This window comes from Sphingopyxis sp. P8, assembly GCF_020622175.1.
GTDB lineage: Bacteria > Pseudomonadota > Alphaproteobacteria > Sphingomonadales > Sphingomonadaceae > Sphingopyxis > Sphingopyxis jiangsuensis.
Map to the genome: position 1 here is coordinate 1,262,883 of NZ_JACNMK010000001.1, position 15,417 is coordinate 1,278,299.

The 15,417-nt window shown below is 65.3% G+C and carries 17 protein-coding genes; 7 read left to right on the forward strand and 10 right to left on the reverse strand.

Translation table 11 applies throughout. The features are described 5' to 3' along the window. The first annotated feature begins 65 nt into the window (after positions 1-65). A complete protein-coding gene (locus H7692_RS06105) occupies positions 66-881 on the forward strand; it encodes an SDR family NAD(P)-dependent oxidoreductase (protein ID WP_201926795.1) in 816 nt (271 codons plus the stop codon). A gap of 112 nt (positions 882-993) precedes the next feature. On the opposite strand, the gene H7692_RS06110 is transcribed toward H7692_RS06105, so the two are convergent. The 5 genes from H7692_RS06110 to hisG form a co-directional block, all read right to left on the reverse strand. Then, positions 994-3,111 (reverse strand): sodium-translocating pyrophosphatase, encoded by a 2,118-nt coding sequence (locus H7692_RS06110; protein WP_222135632.1) that lies wholly within the window; start codon positions 3,109-3,111, stop codon positions 994-996. Positions 3,112-3,296: 185 nt separating this feature from the next. Continuing rightward, complete coding sequence (gene thiL / locus H7692_RS06115) at positions 3,297-4,226, reverse strand: thiamine-phosphate kinase (protein ID WP_222135631.1); 930 nt, start codon at positions 4,224-4,226, stop codon at positions 3,297-3,299. A 115-nt stretch (positions 4,227-4,341) separates the two neighbouring features. Next, positions 4,342-4,797, reverse strand: coding sequence for a transcription antitermination factor NusB (gene nusB / locus H7692_RS06120; RefSeq protein ID WP_201926800.1), 456 nt, complete (start codon positions 4,795-4,797; stop codon positions 4,342-4,344). A 111-nt stretch (positions 4,798-4,908) separates the two neighbouring features. Further along, positions 4,909-6,213, reverse strand: coding sequence for a histidinol dehydrogenase (hisD, locus tag H7692_RS06125; RefSeq protein ID WP_227339919.1), 1,305 nt, complete (start codon positions 6,211-6,213; stop codon positions 4,909-4,911). Further along, the gene (gene hisG, locus H7692_RS06130; protein ID WP_201926803.1) at positions 6,200-6,862 is read right to left on the reverse strand and encodes an ATP phosphoribosyltransferase; all 663 of its coding nucleotides are present in this window, start codon (positions 6,860-6,862) and stop codon (positions 6,200-6,202) included. Before hisG ends, hisD begins: the two co-directional genes overlap by 14 nt. 38 nt (positions 6,863-6,900) lie before the next feature. On the opposite strand from hisG, the gene H7692_RS06135 reads away from it, so the two are divergent. Then, positions 6,901-7,980 (forward strand): DUF2332 domain-containing protein, encoded by a 1,080-nt coding sequence (locus H7692_RS06135; RefSeq protein WP_227339920.1) that lies wholly within the window; start codon positions 6,901-6,903, stop codon positions 7,978-7,980. A gap of 59 nt (positions 7,981-8,039) precedes the next feature. On the opposite strand, the gene H7692_RS06140 is transcribed toward H7692_RS06135, so the two are convergent. After that, entirely contained in the window at positions 8,040-8,507 is a 468-nt protein-coding gene (locus tag H7692_RS06140; RefSeq protein ID WP_227339921.1) for a DUF1465 family protein, read from the reverse strand. A 96-nt stretch (positions 8,508-8,603) separates the two neighbouring features. Further along, positions 8,604-8,801, reverse strand: a complete 198-nt coding sequence (locus H7692_RS06145) for a YdcH family protein (RefSeq protein WP_201926807.1) — start codon at positions 8,799-8,801, stop codon at positions 8,604-8,606. A gap of 125 nt (positions 8,802-8,926) precedes the next feature. On the opposite strand from H7692_RS06145, the gene H7692_RS06150 reads away from it, so the two are divergent. Further along, complete coding sequence (locus H7692_RS06150) at positions 8,927-9,085, forward strand: DUF465 domain-containing protein (RefSeq protein ID WP_201926809.1); 159 nt, start codon at positions 8,927-8,929, stop codon at positions 9,083-9,085. Between the two features lie 64 nt (positions 9,086-9,149). On the opposite strand, the gene H7692_RS06155 is transcribed toward H7692_RS06150, so the two are convergent. The 3 genes from H7692_RS06155 to H7692_RS06165 all read right to left on the reverse strand — a co-directional run bounded on the left by H7692_RS06155 (position 9,150) and on the right by H7692_RS06165 (position 11,604). Then, positions 9,150-9,521: a PilZ domain-containing protein gene (locus tag H7692_RS06155; protein WP_227339922.1), complete on the reverse strand. Its 372-nt coding sequence runs from the start codon at positions 9,519-9,521 to the stop codon at positions 9,150-9,152. A gap of 103 nt (positions 9,522-9,624) precedes the next feature. Continuing rightward, positions 9,625-10,086, reverse strand: a complete 462-nt coding sequence (gene dksA, locus H7692_RS06160; RefSeq protein WP_201926813.1) for an RNA polymerase-binding protein DksA — start codon at positions 10,084-10,086, stop codon at positions 9,625-9,627. A 696-nt stretch (positions 10,087-10,782) separates the two neighbouring features. After that, complete coding sequence (locus tag H7692_RS06165) at positions 10,783-11,604, reverse strand: hypothetical protein (RefSeq protein WP_201926815.1); 822 nt, start codon at positions 11,602-11,604, stop codon at positions 10,783-10,785. 263 nt (positions 11,605-11,867) lie between these two features. Here H7692_RS06165 and H7692_RS06170 point away from each other — a divergent pair, with 263 nt between their 5' ends. The 4 genes from H7692_RS06170 (at position 11,868) to H7692_RS06185 (ending at position 15,392) form a co-directional block, all read left to right on the forward strand. After that, entirely contained in the window at positions 11,868-12,086 is a 219-nt protein-coding gene (locus tag H7692_RS06170) for a hypothetical protein (RefSeq protein WP_201926817.1), read from the forward strand. A gap of 48 nt (positions 12,087-12,134) precedes the next feature. Beyond that, positions 12,135-13,409 carry a serine--tRNA ligase gene (gene serS, locus H7692_RS06175; RefSeq protein WP_222135629.1) on the forward strand — a complete coding sequence of 425 codons (1,275 nt, stop codon included), beginning with the start codon at positions 12,135-12,137 and terminating at the stop codon, positions 13,407-13,409. A gap of 112 nt (positions 13,410-13,521) precedes the next feature. Then, entirely contained in the window at positions 13,522-14,310 is a 789-nt protein-coding gene (gene surE, locus H7692_RS06180; RefSeq protein ID WP_222135628.1) for a 5'/3'-nucleotidase SurE, read from the forward strand. A gap of 41 nt (positions 14,311-14,351) precedes the next feature. Beyond that, positions 14,352-15,392 carry a potassium channel family protein gene (locus H7692_RS06185; protein ID WP_201926823.1) on the forward strand — a complete coding sequence of 347 codons (1,041 nt, stop codon included), beginning with the start codon at positions 14,352-14,354 and terminating at the stop codon, positions 15,390-15,392. Positions 15,393-15,417: the final 25 nt, after the last annotated feature.

Sequence of the window (15,417 nt, forward strand, 5' to 3'; positions counted from 1 at the left end):
AGGCGCCTTGACGCCCGTGTGGACGCGTTTCACGTTGCAACGAAACAACAGATGGGGATGCTGGCATGCACGATCAAGTGTGGTGGGTGACGGGCGCGTCGTCGGGAATCGGGGCAGCACTCGCCAGGGCGCTGTCGATTCGCGGGGCGCGGCTGATCCTGTCGGGGCGCAATGTCGCGGCACTCGAAGCGGTTGCCGCCGAATGCGAAACGGCGACGATGATCCTTCCTTTCGAGGCGACCGACTATGCCGCGCTGCCGCAGCTTGCCGCGCGGGCGTGGGATTGGTGCGGGCGCATCGACGGCCTTGTCAACAACGCCGGCATTTCGCAGCGCAGCCTTGCGGTCGATACCGACTTTGCCGTCTATGAACAGATTGTCGCGGTCGATTTGCTCGCCCCGATCGCGCTGACGCAGCAGCTGTTGCCGCGCATGATCGCGGCGGGCGGCGGGCGGATCGTCGCCATCTCCAGCGTCGCGGGCATGGCGGGCGTGCCGCTGCGCAGCGCCTATTGCGCGGCAAAGCATGGGTTGATCGGCTATCATGACGCGGTGCGTGCCGAGAATGAACATCTGGGCCTGAACGTGCTCGTCGTTGCTCCGGGTTCGGTGCGAACGAACGTCAGCCGCAACGCACTCACCGCCCACGGCAGCGTGCGCGGGACGAGCGACAAGGCGATCGACAATGGCCTCCCTCCCGAAGAGGCCGCGCGGCAGATATTGACCGCGCTCGACGAGGGCAAGCGCGAGATCGTCGTTGCCGAAGGGATGGAAGCCGCCATCCCCGCCCTTCGCCGCAGCGACCCTGACGCGCTGTTCGACCGGATGAGCGCGATGGTGCAGGCAGGCTATGCGCAGCAAATGGAAGCGACGGAGTCGTAAGGGCGGGTTACGGTGAAAGCCTGACTTTCAATTCGCGGTCATCCCGCAACGAAATACCCCGCCGGATCGCTCCGGCGGGGCCTTTCCTTGCCCGCAAGGGGCGCGGCGCCGTCTAGGCCGCGCCGTGCGCCAGTGCCGCGAGGAGCAGGATCGCCACGATGTTGGTGATCTTGATCATCGGGTTCACCGCCGGACCCGCGGTATCCTTGTAGGGATCGCCGACGGTGTCACCGGTCACGGCCGCCTTGTGGGCTTCGCTGCCCTTGCCGCCATGATTGCCGTCCTCGATATATTTCTTGGCATTGTCCCACGCGCCACCGCCCGAGGTCATCGAGATTGCGACGAACAGCCCGCCGACGATCACGCCGAGAAGCAACGCGCCGAGCGCCTCGAGCGCCGCAGCCGTACCCGCCACCCACTGGATGACGAAATAGACCACAATCGGCGCAAGTACCGGCAACAGCGAAGGAATGATCATTTCCTTGATCGCCGCCTTGGTGACGAGATCGACGGTGCGGGCATAATCGGGGCGGCTGGTGCCGTCCATAATGCCCTTGTTGTTCGCGAACTGGTCGCGGACGTCCTTCACCACATCGCCCGCCGCGCGGCCGACCGCGGTCATGCCCATAGCCCCGAACAGATAGGGCAAGAGCGCGCCGAGCAGCAGTCCGACGATGACATAGGGCGACGACAGCGAGAAAGTCAGCGGCGCATCGAGTCCGAGCGCAACCGAATATTCGGTGATGTCGGCGGTATAGGTTCCGAACAGCACCAGCGCGGCCAGGCCCGCCGAACCGATCGCATAGCCCTTGGTCACCGCCTTCGTCGTGTTGCCGACGGCGTCGAGCAGATCGGTCTTTTCCCGGACCGAATCATCGAGACCTGCCATTTCGGCGATGCCGCCGGCATTGTCGGTGACGGGGCCATAGGCGTCGAGAGCAACGACCATGCCCGCGAGCGCGAGCATCGCGGTGGCCGCAAATGCGATGCCCACAATACCCGCCGTCTGGAAGGCGACAACGATCCCGACGCAGATGACGAGCGTCGGCAGCGCGGTCGATTCAAGGCTGATCGCCAGCCCCTGAATGACGTTCGTGCCGTGGCCCGTTTCCGATGCCTTGGCGATCGAGCGCACGGGGCGATAATTTGTGCCGGTATAATATTCGGTGATCCAGATGATCAGCCCCGTGATGACGAGACCAAGCAGCGAACAGAAGAAAAGGTCGCTGCCGTTGAACGTCGTGCCGGTAATGTCGGTGGCCATGTCGCCGGCCAGCGCATAGCTGGTCGAGAACCAGATCGCCGGGATCGACAGCACCGCGGTGACAAGGAAGCCCTTGTACATCGCGCCCATCACGTTGGTCCCGTTGCCGAGACGGACGAAATAGGTACCGATGATCGAGGTGATGATGCACACGCCGCCGATCAGCAGCGGCAGCGTCATCAGTGGCATCAACATATCGCCCGCACCCTTGAGCAACAAGGCGATCAGCACCATCGTCGCACCGACGGTGACGACATAGGTTTCGAAAAGGTCCGCGGCCATACCCGCGCAGTCGCCGACATTGTCGCCGACGTTATCGGCGATCACCGCTGGGTTGCGCGGATCGTCCTCGGGGATGCCAGCTTCGACCTTGCCGACGAGGTCGGCGCCGACGTCCGCGGCTTTGGTGAAGATGCCGCCACCCAGACGCGCGAAGATCGAGATGAGCGAAGCGCCGAACGCCAGCGCGACGAGCGCGTCGACGACGGTGCGATCATCGCCGCCAACGGTGAAGCCGCCGGGGCCGGTCAGATACCAGAAGAAGACCGAGATCGCGAGCAACGCAAGCCCCGCGACCAGCATACCGGTGATCGCGCCGGCGCGGAACGCCATGGTCAGCCCCGCCTGAAGGCCGGTCTGTGCCGCCGCCGCCGTGCGGACGTTGGCCTTGACCGAGATGTTCATGCCGACAAATCCCGCAACGCCCGACAGGACAGCGCCAATGACGAAACCCGTCGCTGAAATCGCGCCGAGAAACAGCCCGACGATGATCGCGACGACAACGCCGACGACAGCGATGGTGCGATATTGACGGCCCAGATACGCCTTGGCGCCTTCCTGAATGGCGCCGGCGATTTCCTGCATCTTTTCGTTACCGGCCGAGGCGCTGAGCACCTGCCGGGACGTGACAAAGCCATAGAGCACGGCCAATAGGCCGCACGCTATCGCGATCAAAACCGGATTCATGCGTGACTGTTCCTTCCCCATTGAGAAGGGCGAACGCAAGGATAGCAGTCGAGCCCGTCCGACTTATTGATGCCGGTTCGCTCTCTCCCCTGATGCGACCGCCCCAAATTTGGACGCTGCGTTATGGGAAGAAAGCCCAGTCAGGGCAAGCCCGGTAATTCGTCGAAATTCCTGCCGATTCCGAACTAGTGCGCGAAACCGAGACGGTCGGGCAGCGCGATGCGCCGCGCACGATGGGTCAGTGTGATTCCTTCGCCGACGCCGGCATGTCCCACCACGGTCACCGCGACCCCCAGCCCCGCGGCAATCTTGCGGATCGCCGCATCGGCCTCCGGCGCAGCGGCGAAGAAGAGTTGATAGTCGTCGCCCGCCGTCGCCGCCGCAAGCCGCGTATCGAGAACATCGGGCCGCACCGACAACAGCCCCTGCGACAGCGGAATATTTTCCAGCATCAGCGCGATCGCGCACCCGCTCGCCTCGGCCATCCGCTCGGCGTCGATGAGCAGCCCGTCGGACAGGTCCATCATCGCATGAACATGCCGCGCCACCGCGAGACCGAAGGTGAGTTGCGGCTGCGGGCGAGCATAGGCGGCAAGGCACGCGTCGGCGGGGTCGACCTGCCCCAGCCGCATCGCCAGCCCGACACCCGCATCACCGATCGTCCCGGTGACCCACAGCCGGTCGCCGGGGCGCACGCCGCTGCGCGACGGCGCGCCGCCCGTCGGCGCGCGTCCGATCGCGGTCAGCCCCAGGCTCCGTGGCGCGCCCGCCGGAGCGCGCACCGTGTCGCCGCCGATCAGGATGATGCCGAAATGGCGCAGCGCCTTGCCCAGCCCTTCGACGAAAGCCGCATCCCATTCGCTGTCGCCAAGGCTGTATCCGACAAGCACCCCAACCGGCGCCGCTCCCTTGGCGGCGAGATCGGACAGGTTCACCGCGACGAGCTTCCACGCAACATCCTGCGGCGCATCGTCGGGCAGGAAATGCACGCCCTCGACGATCATGTCGTGCGTGAGCACCAGCCCTTCCCATACCGCCGCATCGTCGGTGAGCCCACGCGCGGCAGGGTCGGTCGCGATGCCGCGCAGACGCGCGATGAAATCGGGTTCGTTCATCCTACCCTCTCGCCAATCCCGGGCATCTATCGTCGGCTCGGGGCGAGCGAAGACACCCGTCGAAACTGCGCAAGACCGAGGGGCATCTCGACTACGCTCGATGCGAACGGACAGCTTATGCGGTGGTTCCCCGCACGTCCTTGCCGATCGCGTCGAGCAGGCCGTTGGCAAAGCCCGCTTCGCGTCCGTCGAAGAACGCCTTGGCGACATCGACATATTCGCTGACCACCGCGCCCACCGGCACGTCACCGCGCGCGACCAGTTCATAGGCGCCGGCGCGCAATATCGCCTTCATCGTCCGGTCGAGCCGGTCCATCGTCCAGCCGCTCGCCAGCCGCGCCGTGATCGCGGCATCGACCTCGGTCATGCGCGCGAGTGCGCCTTTCACAATGTCGTCGAAGAAGGGAACGTCAGCCTCGGCATATTCGGCATCCTCGATGATCGCGCCGATACGGTGCTGGTGAAATTCGTGGACAAGCTGCGCGACCGGCGTGCCCTCCATCTCGTGCTGATAGAGCGCCTGGACAGCAGCAAGCCGGGCAGCGGAGCGGGATTGGGCGCGTTTGTTCATGGTTTTTCGCTTTATCTCAAATCGTCATTCCGGCGAAGGCCCGGATCTCGCCGGCGCGACATTTCGCAATGATGAGATTCCGTCCTTCGCCGGAACGACAAATATAGGGGTTCAATGGTTGGTCTTGTTCAATCTGTTCCGAACACTAAGCGCGTGCGCGGGCAGCCCTTCTGCCTCGGCGAGCGCGACCGCCGCCGGTCCGATAGCGACGAGACTTTCGTCGTCGAGCGCAAGGAAGCTTGTGCGCTTCATGAAGTCGGTGACTGACAGCCCGCTCGAAAAGCGTGCGCGGCGTCCGGTGGGAAGGACATGGTTCGGGCCGGCGACATAGTCGCCGATCGCCTCGGGCGTCTGGCGACCGAGGAAGACCGATCCCGCGTGCCGGACTTGCGCGAACAGCGCCTCGGCCTCGACCGGATCGACCGCGAGTTCGAGATGTTCGGGCGCGAGCCGGTCGCACAGCCGGATCGCAGCACCAAGCGTCGGCACGACGATCACTGCGCCATTGTCGGCCCAGCTCGCCTGCATCGTCGCCGCGGTCGACAGCGTCGGGATGACGTCTGCCACCGCCGCGGCCACGGCATCGGCGAATTCCGCGTCATCGGTGAACAGGATCGACTGGCTCGTCGGGTCGTGCTCCGACTGGCTCATCAGGTCAGCAGCGATGACATGCGGGTCGTTCCGGGAATCGGCGACGACGACGATCTCGCTCGGCCCCGCGACCATGTCGATGCCGACGACACCGTAAAGCTGGCGCTTCGCCTCGGCGACCCAGGCGTTACCCGGACCCGTGACGACATCGACCGGCGCGATACGCTCGGTACCATAGGCGAGCGCGGCGACCGCGTGTGCGCCGCCAACGCGCCAGCTTTCGTCGACCCCGCCGATATGCGCGGCGGCCATCACGACCGGGTTGGCCCAGCCATCGGGTGTCGGCGTCACCATCACGATGCGCTCTACCCCCGCGACCTTCGCCGGAATGACGTTCATCAGCACCGAAGAAGGGTATGCGGCGCGCCCTCCCGGGACATAGACCCCTGCGGCATCGACCCCACGCCAGCGCGCACCGAGCCGCGCGCCCACCGCGTCGCGATAGTCGCGGTCCTCGGGCAATTGCGCGGCATGATAGGCACGAATACGCTCCGCCGCGAGGTCGAGCGCCACGCGCAGCTCGGGCGCCAGCGCCTCATAGGCCGCGGCGCATTCCTCCTTCGAAATGCTCCAGCCGCTCGCATCGAGATCGAAACGGTCGAAACGCGCGGTATAGTCGGCGAGCGCGGCGTCGCCCTCCGCCTTCACGCGCGCGATGATCGCCGCGACGTCGGCCGACACGTCGGACGCGCTCTCGCGCCGGTCGTGTACCAACGCGTCGAACGCCGCCGCAAAACCGGGATCGGAGGCGTCAAGCCGCCGCATCGCCCTGCCCCGCTGCCGCGCGAAATTTTTCGACCAGTTCCGGCACTTCCGCCGAGCGCAGCTTGAACGCCGCGCGGTTGACGATCAGCCGCGCCGAAACCTCGCTGATGACGACCTGCTCCGCCAGCGCGTTTTCGACGAGCGTGCGCCCCGTCGAAACCAGATCGACGATGTGCGAGGCGAGCCCCAGCTTCGGCGCGATTTCCATCGCGCCGTTCAGTTTGATGCACTCGGCCTGGATGCCCTGCGCCTCGAACCAGCGGCGCGTCGTCGCCGGATATTTGGTCGCAACGCGGATGTGGCTTTCGCCGATCCCCGGCGGCGCACTGCCCTCCGGCCCCGCGAGCGACAGGCGGCAATGGCCGATGCCGAGGTCGACGGGGGCGTAGAGCTCCGAATAGGCGAATTCGTCGACGACGTCCGACCCGACGATGCCAAGCTGCGCCGCGCCATGCGCGACGAAGGTCGCGACGTCGAACGCGCGCACGCGGATCAGCGAAATATGCGGCTGGTTGGTGCCGAACACGAGCGCGCGGCTCTTCTTGTCAAAGAAGTCTGCCGCAGGCTCGATCCCGACGCGCGCGAGCAGCGGCAGCGCCTCGTCGAGGATGCGTCCTTTCGGGATGGCAAAGATGATCGGTTCGGGCATAAGCGAGGCGCACATAAGCGGCAGCGGGAGAAAGGGCAATGAGCGAGCGTATGCAGCCGGTCGAACTCAACGAGGCGGGACCCGCCGCCATCCGCGCCGCCTTTGCCAATCAGGTCGCCTATTGCCGCGCCAACGACGCCCCGATTACCGCGCGCATCGTCGCGGCGCTCGCGACCCTGCTCGACAAGCCCGCAACCGAATTTGCGCGGCGAATCGCGGCGTGGGAGGGCGCCCCGCTCGCCGATGCCCTGCCGCTGCGCGCCGCCGGCGGACTCCACGCGTTGCATCTCGGCGGCGTCGCCCCCGATCTTGCACCCATCTATGCCGATGCCGAGGACATCAACGACGCCGCGATCATCGGCGCAGTCGTCGCGCATCACGAAGCCAGCCTGCTGCCGTGGCTCGATGGCCCGCCGCAAACGAACGAGGCGGGGCGCTCGTCGAACTTTATCGCCGCGATGCTCTGGCTCGCCGATCAGGGATTGCCGCCGCTGTTCGACTGTATCGAGATCGGGTCGAGCGCGGGGATCAACCTGATGCTCGACCGCTATCATTACGACCTCGGCGGCGTGCAGGTGGGGCCGCATCCGGGCGTCATGGCGTTTACCCCCGAATGGCGCGGTCGCCATCCGCCGCAGCACGGCATCGGTTTTGCCGAGCTGAAGGGTTGCGACGTCGGACCGGTCGATCTCACCGATCCCGAACAGGCGCTGCGGCTCAAGGCCTATATCTGGCCCGAGCATCATGTGCGGTTCGAGCGGATGGAGGCGGCCATCGCCGCAGCCTATCGCGACCAGCCGAATCTCGTCCGCGCCAACGCCGCCGATTTCGTCGAAGCCGAACTCGCGCGCCCGCAAACCGAGGGCCGGACACGCGTGCTGATGCACTCGATCGTCTGGCAATATGTCCCCGCCGACCAGCAAGCGCGTGTTACCGCGGCGATGAAGGCCGCGGCCGCGCGCGCCACTCGCGAGCGGCCGCTCGCATGGATCGCGCTCGAAGCGAACCGTACCGTCCACCACCATGAACTGGTCGTACGCCACTGGCCCGGCGATGGCGAACCCAGGATGCTCGCGCGCGCGCACGCCCATGGCGCGTGGATCGAATGGCTGGTCTAAGGGGGCAGGCGAAGGTCGTGTCGAGGTGGTTCTGAGGGGATAGCCGATTGTCGCTCGCTTCAGAGCTGCGCGTGCAGCCGCGCCAGCATCGCCTGCACCGGCGCCACCGCTGGCGCATCCCATCCCGCTTCGAGCGCCGCGACACGGTCGAACAAGCGCTCGCTTGCCGCGATTATGCGGCGCACGGGTTCGTCGAAACTTTCGCAAAGGGTCCAGTCGGCGGCCACGGGTTCGCCGATCCGCGCAGCACTGTCGTCGGCGCGGGCGCCGAGATCGCCTGCGAGCATCGCGCGGCGGTGGAGCAGCCAGGCGATAACGTGCATCAGCCGCGTCGTGGTCTTGAGCGATTCGCAGGCCAGGTTGATGCGGAGCAGGCTGTCGCCCCGCGACGTGCCAAGGTCACGCTCGGCCGCGAATGTCGCATGCGCTTCGTCGGCGAGCAGCATTGCCTCGACATAGAGATTTTCGACCTGCACGCGGTGCAGCGGCCGTCCTGCTATCGAGTCCGAGGTAGGTCCACCGGTCATGCGCATCCGATGCCACGAGGCGACCGCGGGGGGCAATGGCGGTAACCAATTTTGTCGGTTAACGCGTCGACACGATATTGCTCGCGCCTTTCGCGCTCAGGCGATGATGTCGGGGAGCAGCTGGTCCTCGCACCACGCTATTTCGTCGCGCAGCTTGAGCTTGCGCTTTTTCATCCGAGCGATCTGGAGTTGATCGGGGACCGCCCCTTCCGACAGCGCGAAAATCGCGGCGTCGAGGTCGCGGTGCTCGATCTTGAGCAATTCGAGGCGCTGGACAATCTCTTCGGGATTCACTCGATCTTCCTGCCAGAATCGCGGTCCGTCCGCAACGGGCACCGACTGACCGAATCGTCACGACATCGGGCGCAATTCATGATTTACTCAGCCGTGCCTACCCGAGTCGAAAAGGAGAATGGCCAATGAGCGAGTCGCACCTTTCCGCCCTGAAGTCCCGCCATGCGGACCTCGACGCGAAAATTGCGAATGAAGAGCGCCGACCTTGCCCCGATGCGGCCATGCTGGCGCAGCTGAAAAAGCAGAAACTCAAGATAAAGGAAGAGATGCTCGCCAGCGTTTAGCGCGAGCAACGCTGCCGTCGGCTGACGGGCTTTGTTCCGAAGCCCTTCAGCGCCGACGGTGGCTTCATCTGCGACGGTGAAAGGGTCCCCGGTTCAGCACCGAAATATGCGCCGGCACTTCCGGTGTCCGCGCAATCTGGCGGCGCACCGCCTGCGGGTTGACCTGATATTCAAAGGCGATGCCGAACTTGCCGTCGCCGACCCAAACAATGTGCCCCGGCACCGCGCCGATGTTGCGCAGATCGACCTCGACCGTCGTGCCTTGTGCAATGCGTAATGGCGCTTCGGCGAGCATCCCGCCGGCGGAGAGGTTTCGCACGCGCACCGTTGCAGTCTTGGTTTGCCCGGGCAGAATCAGTTCGGCCTGCATGAACAGGCTGTCACGATCGGCGCCGCGCGACAGCGCCGCCACTTCTTCGTCCAAAGTTTGCGGCACCCGCGATTCCATCTGCGCCCGACCCTCTTTTGTTGTGGGGCGCGAATTTAAGTCGCGGCTGTTTCCGAAAGGTTAAACCGGGGAGCTTGTGTCCCGTCGCGGGTCAATCCTCGCGCGAAATCCGTTCGTTGCGCTCGTGCCGCTCCTGCGCCTCAAGCGTCATCGTCGCGATCGGACGCGCCTGAAGCCGCGCGAGCGAAATCGGTTCGCCGGTGACGGCGCAATAGCCATATTCGCCTTCGTCGATGCGACGGATCGCCGAGTCGATCTTGGCGATCAGCTTGCGCTGGCGATCGCGGGTCCTGAGTTCGATCGCCCAATCGGTTTCGCTCGACGCGCGGTCGGCGAGGTCGGGTTCGCGCAGCGGCCCGTCCTGCAGATGCGCGAGCGTCGATTCGGCTTCGGAGAGAATCGACTTTTTCCAGGCGATAAGCAGGCCGCGGAAATATTCCTGCTGCCGCTCGTTCATGAACTCTTCGTCTTCGCTCGGCGTATAATCAGAGTCGAGTTTGGATTTGGCTACTAGAAGCGCATCGGCGCCAACATCGGCAATCTTGGTCGGCATGGTGGGCTTCCAAGTCCTTTCCTGTCGCCTTGCCGCCGAGCTTGGCGAACCAAGGTTGCGCCGCGCCTATAACCACCCGCCCGATGCGATACAAGCGCCGAAAAAATGAAGTAGGGAGAAAGGGGTGAAGCAAAGCTGAACCAGCCGAAGACTCCGACGTCGCTACGCAGGCCGGACATTCCGGCGCGCTTAATATTTTCGCGATTTTGTTAACACGACCCTTGTTAACAGTGCGTTTTTCGTACTGTTTTGGGACAGTTGAGGTTGCCGGGGTTGATTCTGCGTCCGAATTCCCGCTGTCGAACACCTAAATGCGGTTAACGCGATTGCCGTATCAACAAAGCGTTGGCCAATTGGCGCTAGCGACAAACTATCGGGGTCTGCCGGCAGTGCCAGCGACCCGCCAACGGGAAAGAAAGTCACGCCTATGTCAGTCCGTATGGCCCTCGCCAAGCTTTGCGCCTGCACCTGCGGCGGTGCCATTATCGGCGGCGGTGCGATGCAGATTTCGGATGTGCCGTCGGCGCAGGCCCAGGCGCAATCCTGCTGCACGACGAAAAAGGTCGTCCGCAAGCGCCACGCCGCGCGTAAGCCGGTCAAGCGTGTGCGCCGCGTCGTCACGACCAAGCGCGTGATTCGCACCGAGACGCCGCAGACGCGCGTCGTGACGCAGACGGTTCCGCTACCCCCGATTCCCTATGCGCCCTTCCCGCCGCGCGGCAGCTGGGAAGGCGGCGGCAGCAGCGGCAGCGGCCTGACCGTCATCGGCGGCGGGTTCGGCGGCGGGTTCGGCGGCGGTTTCTTCGGCGGATTCTTCGGCGGCAGCTCGGGTGGCAGCAGCGGCAGCATTGTCGTGACGTCGACGACGACCGGCGGCCTCAGCACGACGAGCAGCAGCACCTCGGGCGGCGTTTCGACATCGACGGGCGGCGTCAGCACGACCTCGTCCACGGGCGGCGTATCGACGTCGACGGGGGGCGTCAGCACAACCTCGTCGACCGGCGGGGTCAGCACGACCACCTCCACCGGCGGCGTGTCGACCTCGACGGGCGGCGTCAGCACGTCGAGCGGGGTTTCCACCTCGACCGGAAGCGTGTCGACTTCGACCGGCGGCGTGAGCACGTCGACTGGTAGCGTCAGCACCTCGACCGGCGGCGTGAGCACCTCTTCGTCCAGCAGCAGTTCGTCGTCGAGTTCTTCGTCTTCGTCCTCCTCGTCGTCGAGTTCCTCCTCGTCGGGCGGCAGTTCGTCGAAGGGCGGGTCGTCGCACGGCAGTTCGAGCTGGGGCGGATCGTCGCGCGGTGGTTCGACAAGCTCGGGTGGGTCGAGCAGTTCCTCCTCATCAAGCTCCTCTTCCTCGTCGGGCAGTTCATCGACGAGCAGCGGTGCAACGTCATCGGGCGCGACGAGCAGCACCAGCAGCTTCGGCTCGAGCAGCAGCACCAGTTCTTCGTCATCGAGCAGTTCCTCATCGTCGAGTTCGTCGTCCTCTTCGAGCTCCGGCGGCAGCAGCGGCAATCCGCCGCCGACCCCTGTTCCGGCACCGCCGATGATGCTATTATTCGGCGCAGCAGCAGCCGCGCTCGTTGCTCGCCGCCACGTCGCGAATCGCGAAGGGCGGAAGTCGGACGCAGCCTGACGAAATCCACTGGGGGTGTGGGGGGGAAACCCAGACCACCGGACTGGGGCCATCGCTTGCGGTGGCCCCTTTTTCTTCGGCCAGGATTGCCGCGGTGCGTGGCTCGCGATAGGCAGCAACGCGCACCGTCGGGAGGAATTTCATGCCCAGATCGCTTGGCGTCGCTTCGCCTACCCTGCTCCTCCTGCTCGCCGCCTGCGCGACGACCGAGAGCGGCTGGACCGGCACGGGCGCCGAACCGTTCGATCAGGCCTATGCCGACTGTCAAGGCCGGACCTCCGCGCTTGGCGGGCGTGAGGAACGGCGGTTCGCGATCGACACCTGCATGGCGAACAAGGGCTGGACGCGGCCCAAGCGCTGAACGACACACGGGGTTGCGCGGCGCGCGCGGCAACGCCATAGCGCGGCCATGCACGATATCCGCCTGATCCGGGACAATCCCGCCGCATTTGACGCTGGCCTCGCGCGCCGCGGCGTCGCGCCGCATTCGGCCGAAATCCTCACGCTCGACGCCGAGCTGCGCGCGCTCCAGACCGACATGCAGGCTGCTCTCGCGCGCCGCAATGAAGCGTCGAAGGCGATCGGGCAGGCGATGGCCAAGGGCGAAAAGGAGACGGCCGAGGCGCTCAAGGCCGAAGTTGCCGCGCTCAAGGAATCGCTGCCCGCGCAGGAACAGGCCGAACGCGAACGGATGGCCGCGCTTCAGGAACTGATGGCGGCACTCCCCAATCTTCCCGCCGACGACGTGCCGGAGGGGGCGGATGAGGATGGCAATGTCGAGATCGCACGCTGGGGCACACCACGCAGTTTCGACTTCACGCCGCAGGAACATGCCGACTTCGCTCCGGCACTCGGGCTCGATTTCGAGACGGCGGCAAAGATGTCGGGCGCGCGCTTCGCCTTCCTCAAAGGACCGATGGCGCGGCTCGAACGCGCGCTCGGCCAGTTCATGCTCGACATGCAGACGGGCGAACCGGGCTATAGCGAATGCGCGACCCCGCTGATGGTCCGCGACGAAGCGGCGTTCGGCACCACGCAGTTGCCGAAGTTTCGCGAAGACCTGTTCCAGACGACCGACGGCCGCTGGCTCATATCGACCTCCGAGATGAGCCTCACCAATGCGGTGCGCGAGGAAATATTGAGCGAGGCCGACCTGCCGATCCGCATGACCGCGCTGACGCCCTGCTTCCGCTCCGAGGCCGGGTCGGCGGGACGCGACACGCGCGGCTATATTCGCCAGCACCAGTTCTGGAAGGTCGAACTCGTCTCGATCACCCGTCCTGAGGATTCGGACGCCGAACTCGAACGCAAGACGCGCGCCGCGGAAAGCATCCTCGAGGCGCTTGAGCTTCCCTATCGCAAGATGCTGCTGTGCGCGGGCGACATGGGCTTTGCCGCGCGCAAGACCTATGACCTAGAGGTCTGGCTCCCCGGCCAGGGCGCATACCGCGAGATTTCGAGCTGTTCGAACTGCGGCGATTTCCAGGCGCGCCGCATGAACACGCGCTTCCGCCGCGAGGGCGTGAAGGGCAATGAGTTCGTCCACACGCTCAACGGCTCGGGCCTCGCGGTGGGGCGCACGCTCGTCGCGATCCTCGAAAATTACCAGCAGGCCGACGGCAGCGTGGACATCCCGGCGGTGCTCCATTCGTATATGGGCGGGATTACACGGCTCGAGCCCTAACCCGTCATTGCGAGCGCAGCGAAGCAATCTCCAGCCTTCGCCCCCCTGCCGCTCAAGCTGGAGATTGCTTCGTCGCTGCGCTCCTCGCAATGACGCTTGAACGGAAATTCACATGCGCATCCTCCTCACCAACGACGACGGCTATCACGCCCCCGGCATGGCGGTGCTCGAAACCATCGCGCGCCAGCTGTCCGACGACATCTGGGTCTGCGCGCCGTCAGAGGAACAGTCGGGCGCGGGCCATTCGCTCACCCTGTCGCGCCCCGTGCGTATCCGCCAGCATGCCGAGCGGCGCTGGTCGTGCAGCGGAACGCCGACCGACTCGGTGATGATGGCGATCGGCAAGCTGATGCCCGAACGCCCCGATCTCATCCTGTCGGGCGTCAATCGCGGCGCAAACCTTGGCGACGACATCACCTATTCGGGCACCGTGTCAGCGGCGATCGAGGGGGCGCTTGCGGGCATCCCGGCGATAGCCTTGAGTCAGGTCTATGCGCGCGAAGGCATGGGCGACACCGTCCCCTTCGACGCCGCCGAAACCTGGGGCGCCAGGGTGCTCGCGCCGCTGCTCGAAATGACGATGGCGCCGCGCACGCTGATCAATATCAACTTCCCCGCGATCCCTGCAGGCGAGGTGCGCGGCGTCCGCGCGACGCGGCAAGGATTTCACGACTATGGCCGCGGCTCGATCGTCGAGGGCACCGACCCGCGCGGCTATCCCTATTATTGGTTCGGCCTCCACGGCATCGAACATTCGCTCGCACACGACAGCGATCTGGAAGCCATCGACGACGGTTTCATTTCGGTGACGCCGCTGCAGCTCGACCTGACGCACGACGCGTCGATGGCCGCGCTGCGCAGCGCCTATGAAGCATCGACGGGAAACGCAGTGCCGTCATAGCCGTTGACCGGCCGCAAAAAATGCCGCCAAGATAGCGGCGCATGGCAAAGAAACGCCCCGAACCGCGGCTGCATCGCTTTCAACCGCTACGCCGCGCGAGCAAATGGCCGGTCTGGGCCGACGTCACCGCACGCCTCGGCCTCGCCTTCGCGCTGATCGGCGTCGTCATCCTCGTCCACTGGCTCGATCGCGGCGGGCTGATCGACCATTATGACGGCCATGTCAGCTTTCTCGACGTCGTCTATTTCACGATGATCTCGGTCACGACGACGGGGTTCGGCGACATCGCGCCGATCTCCGACCGCTCGCGGTTGATCGAATCGGTCATCGTCACGCCGATCCGCATCGCGGTGCTCTTCATTTTCGTCGGCACCGCCTATAGCTTCGTCATCAAACGCACATGGGAAAAATGGCGCATGGCCCGCATCCAGGCAGAACTCACCAACCATATCGTCGTCCTCGGTTTCGGCATCAGCGGGTCCGAAGCAGTCAAGGAACTGATCGCGCGCGACACCGACCCGGCGTGCATTGTCGTGATCGACGGCAATCCTGCCCGCATCGCGGCGGCGGAAGATCTGGGCTGCAATGTGCTGGAGGGCGACGCCTCGAACGACGAAACGCTGCTCGACGTGCGCATCGCGAACGCGCAGACCGTGCTCGTGTCGGCGGGACGTGACGACAGTTCGATCCTCATCGTGCTTACCGTTCGCCACCTTGCCCCTGACGTTCCGATCAGTGTCGTCATCCGCGCCAAGGACAATGAACTGCTCGCCCGGCAGGCGGGAGCGAACAATGTGATCAATCCCGTCGCTTTTACCGGGCTATTGCTCGCGGGATCGGCGCAAGGCGTGCATGTCGCCGAATATATGGCCGATCTCGCCTCGGTCACCGGCAAGGTGCAATTGAACGAGCGCGCCGTGCACCCCGAGGAAGTCGGCCGGAGCATCGATCAGCTGGCGACGGGTGGGCGCGGCCTGCGCGTCTATCGCGGCGGCCACCCCTATGGCTTCTGGGAGCCGGAGGCGCAGTCGCTGCAGAGCGGCGACCTCATCGTCGAAGTCATCCGCTGCGATCCCGAATAGGGGGCGACGCGACTAGGGCCAGGAC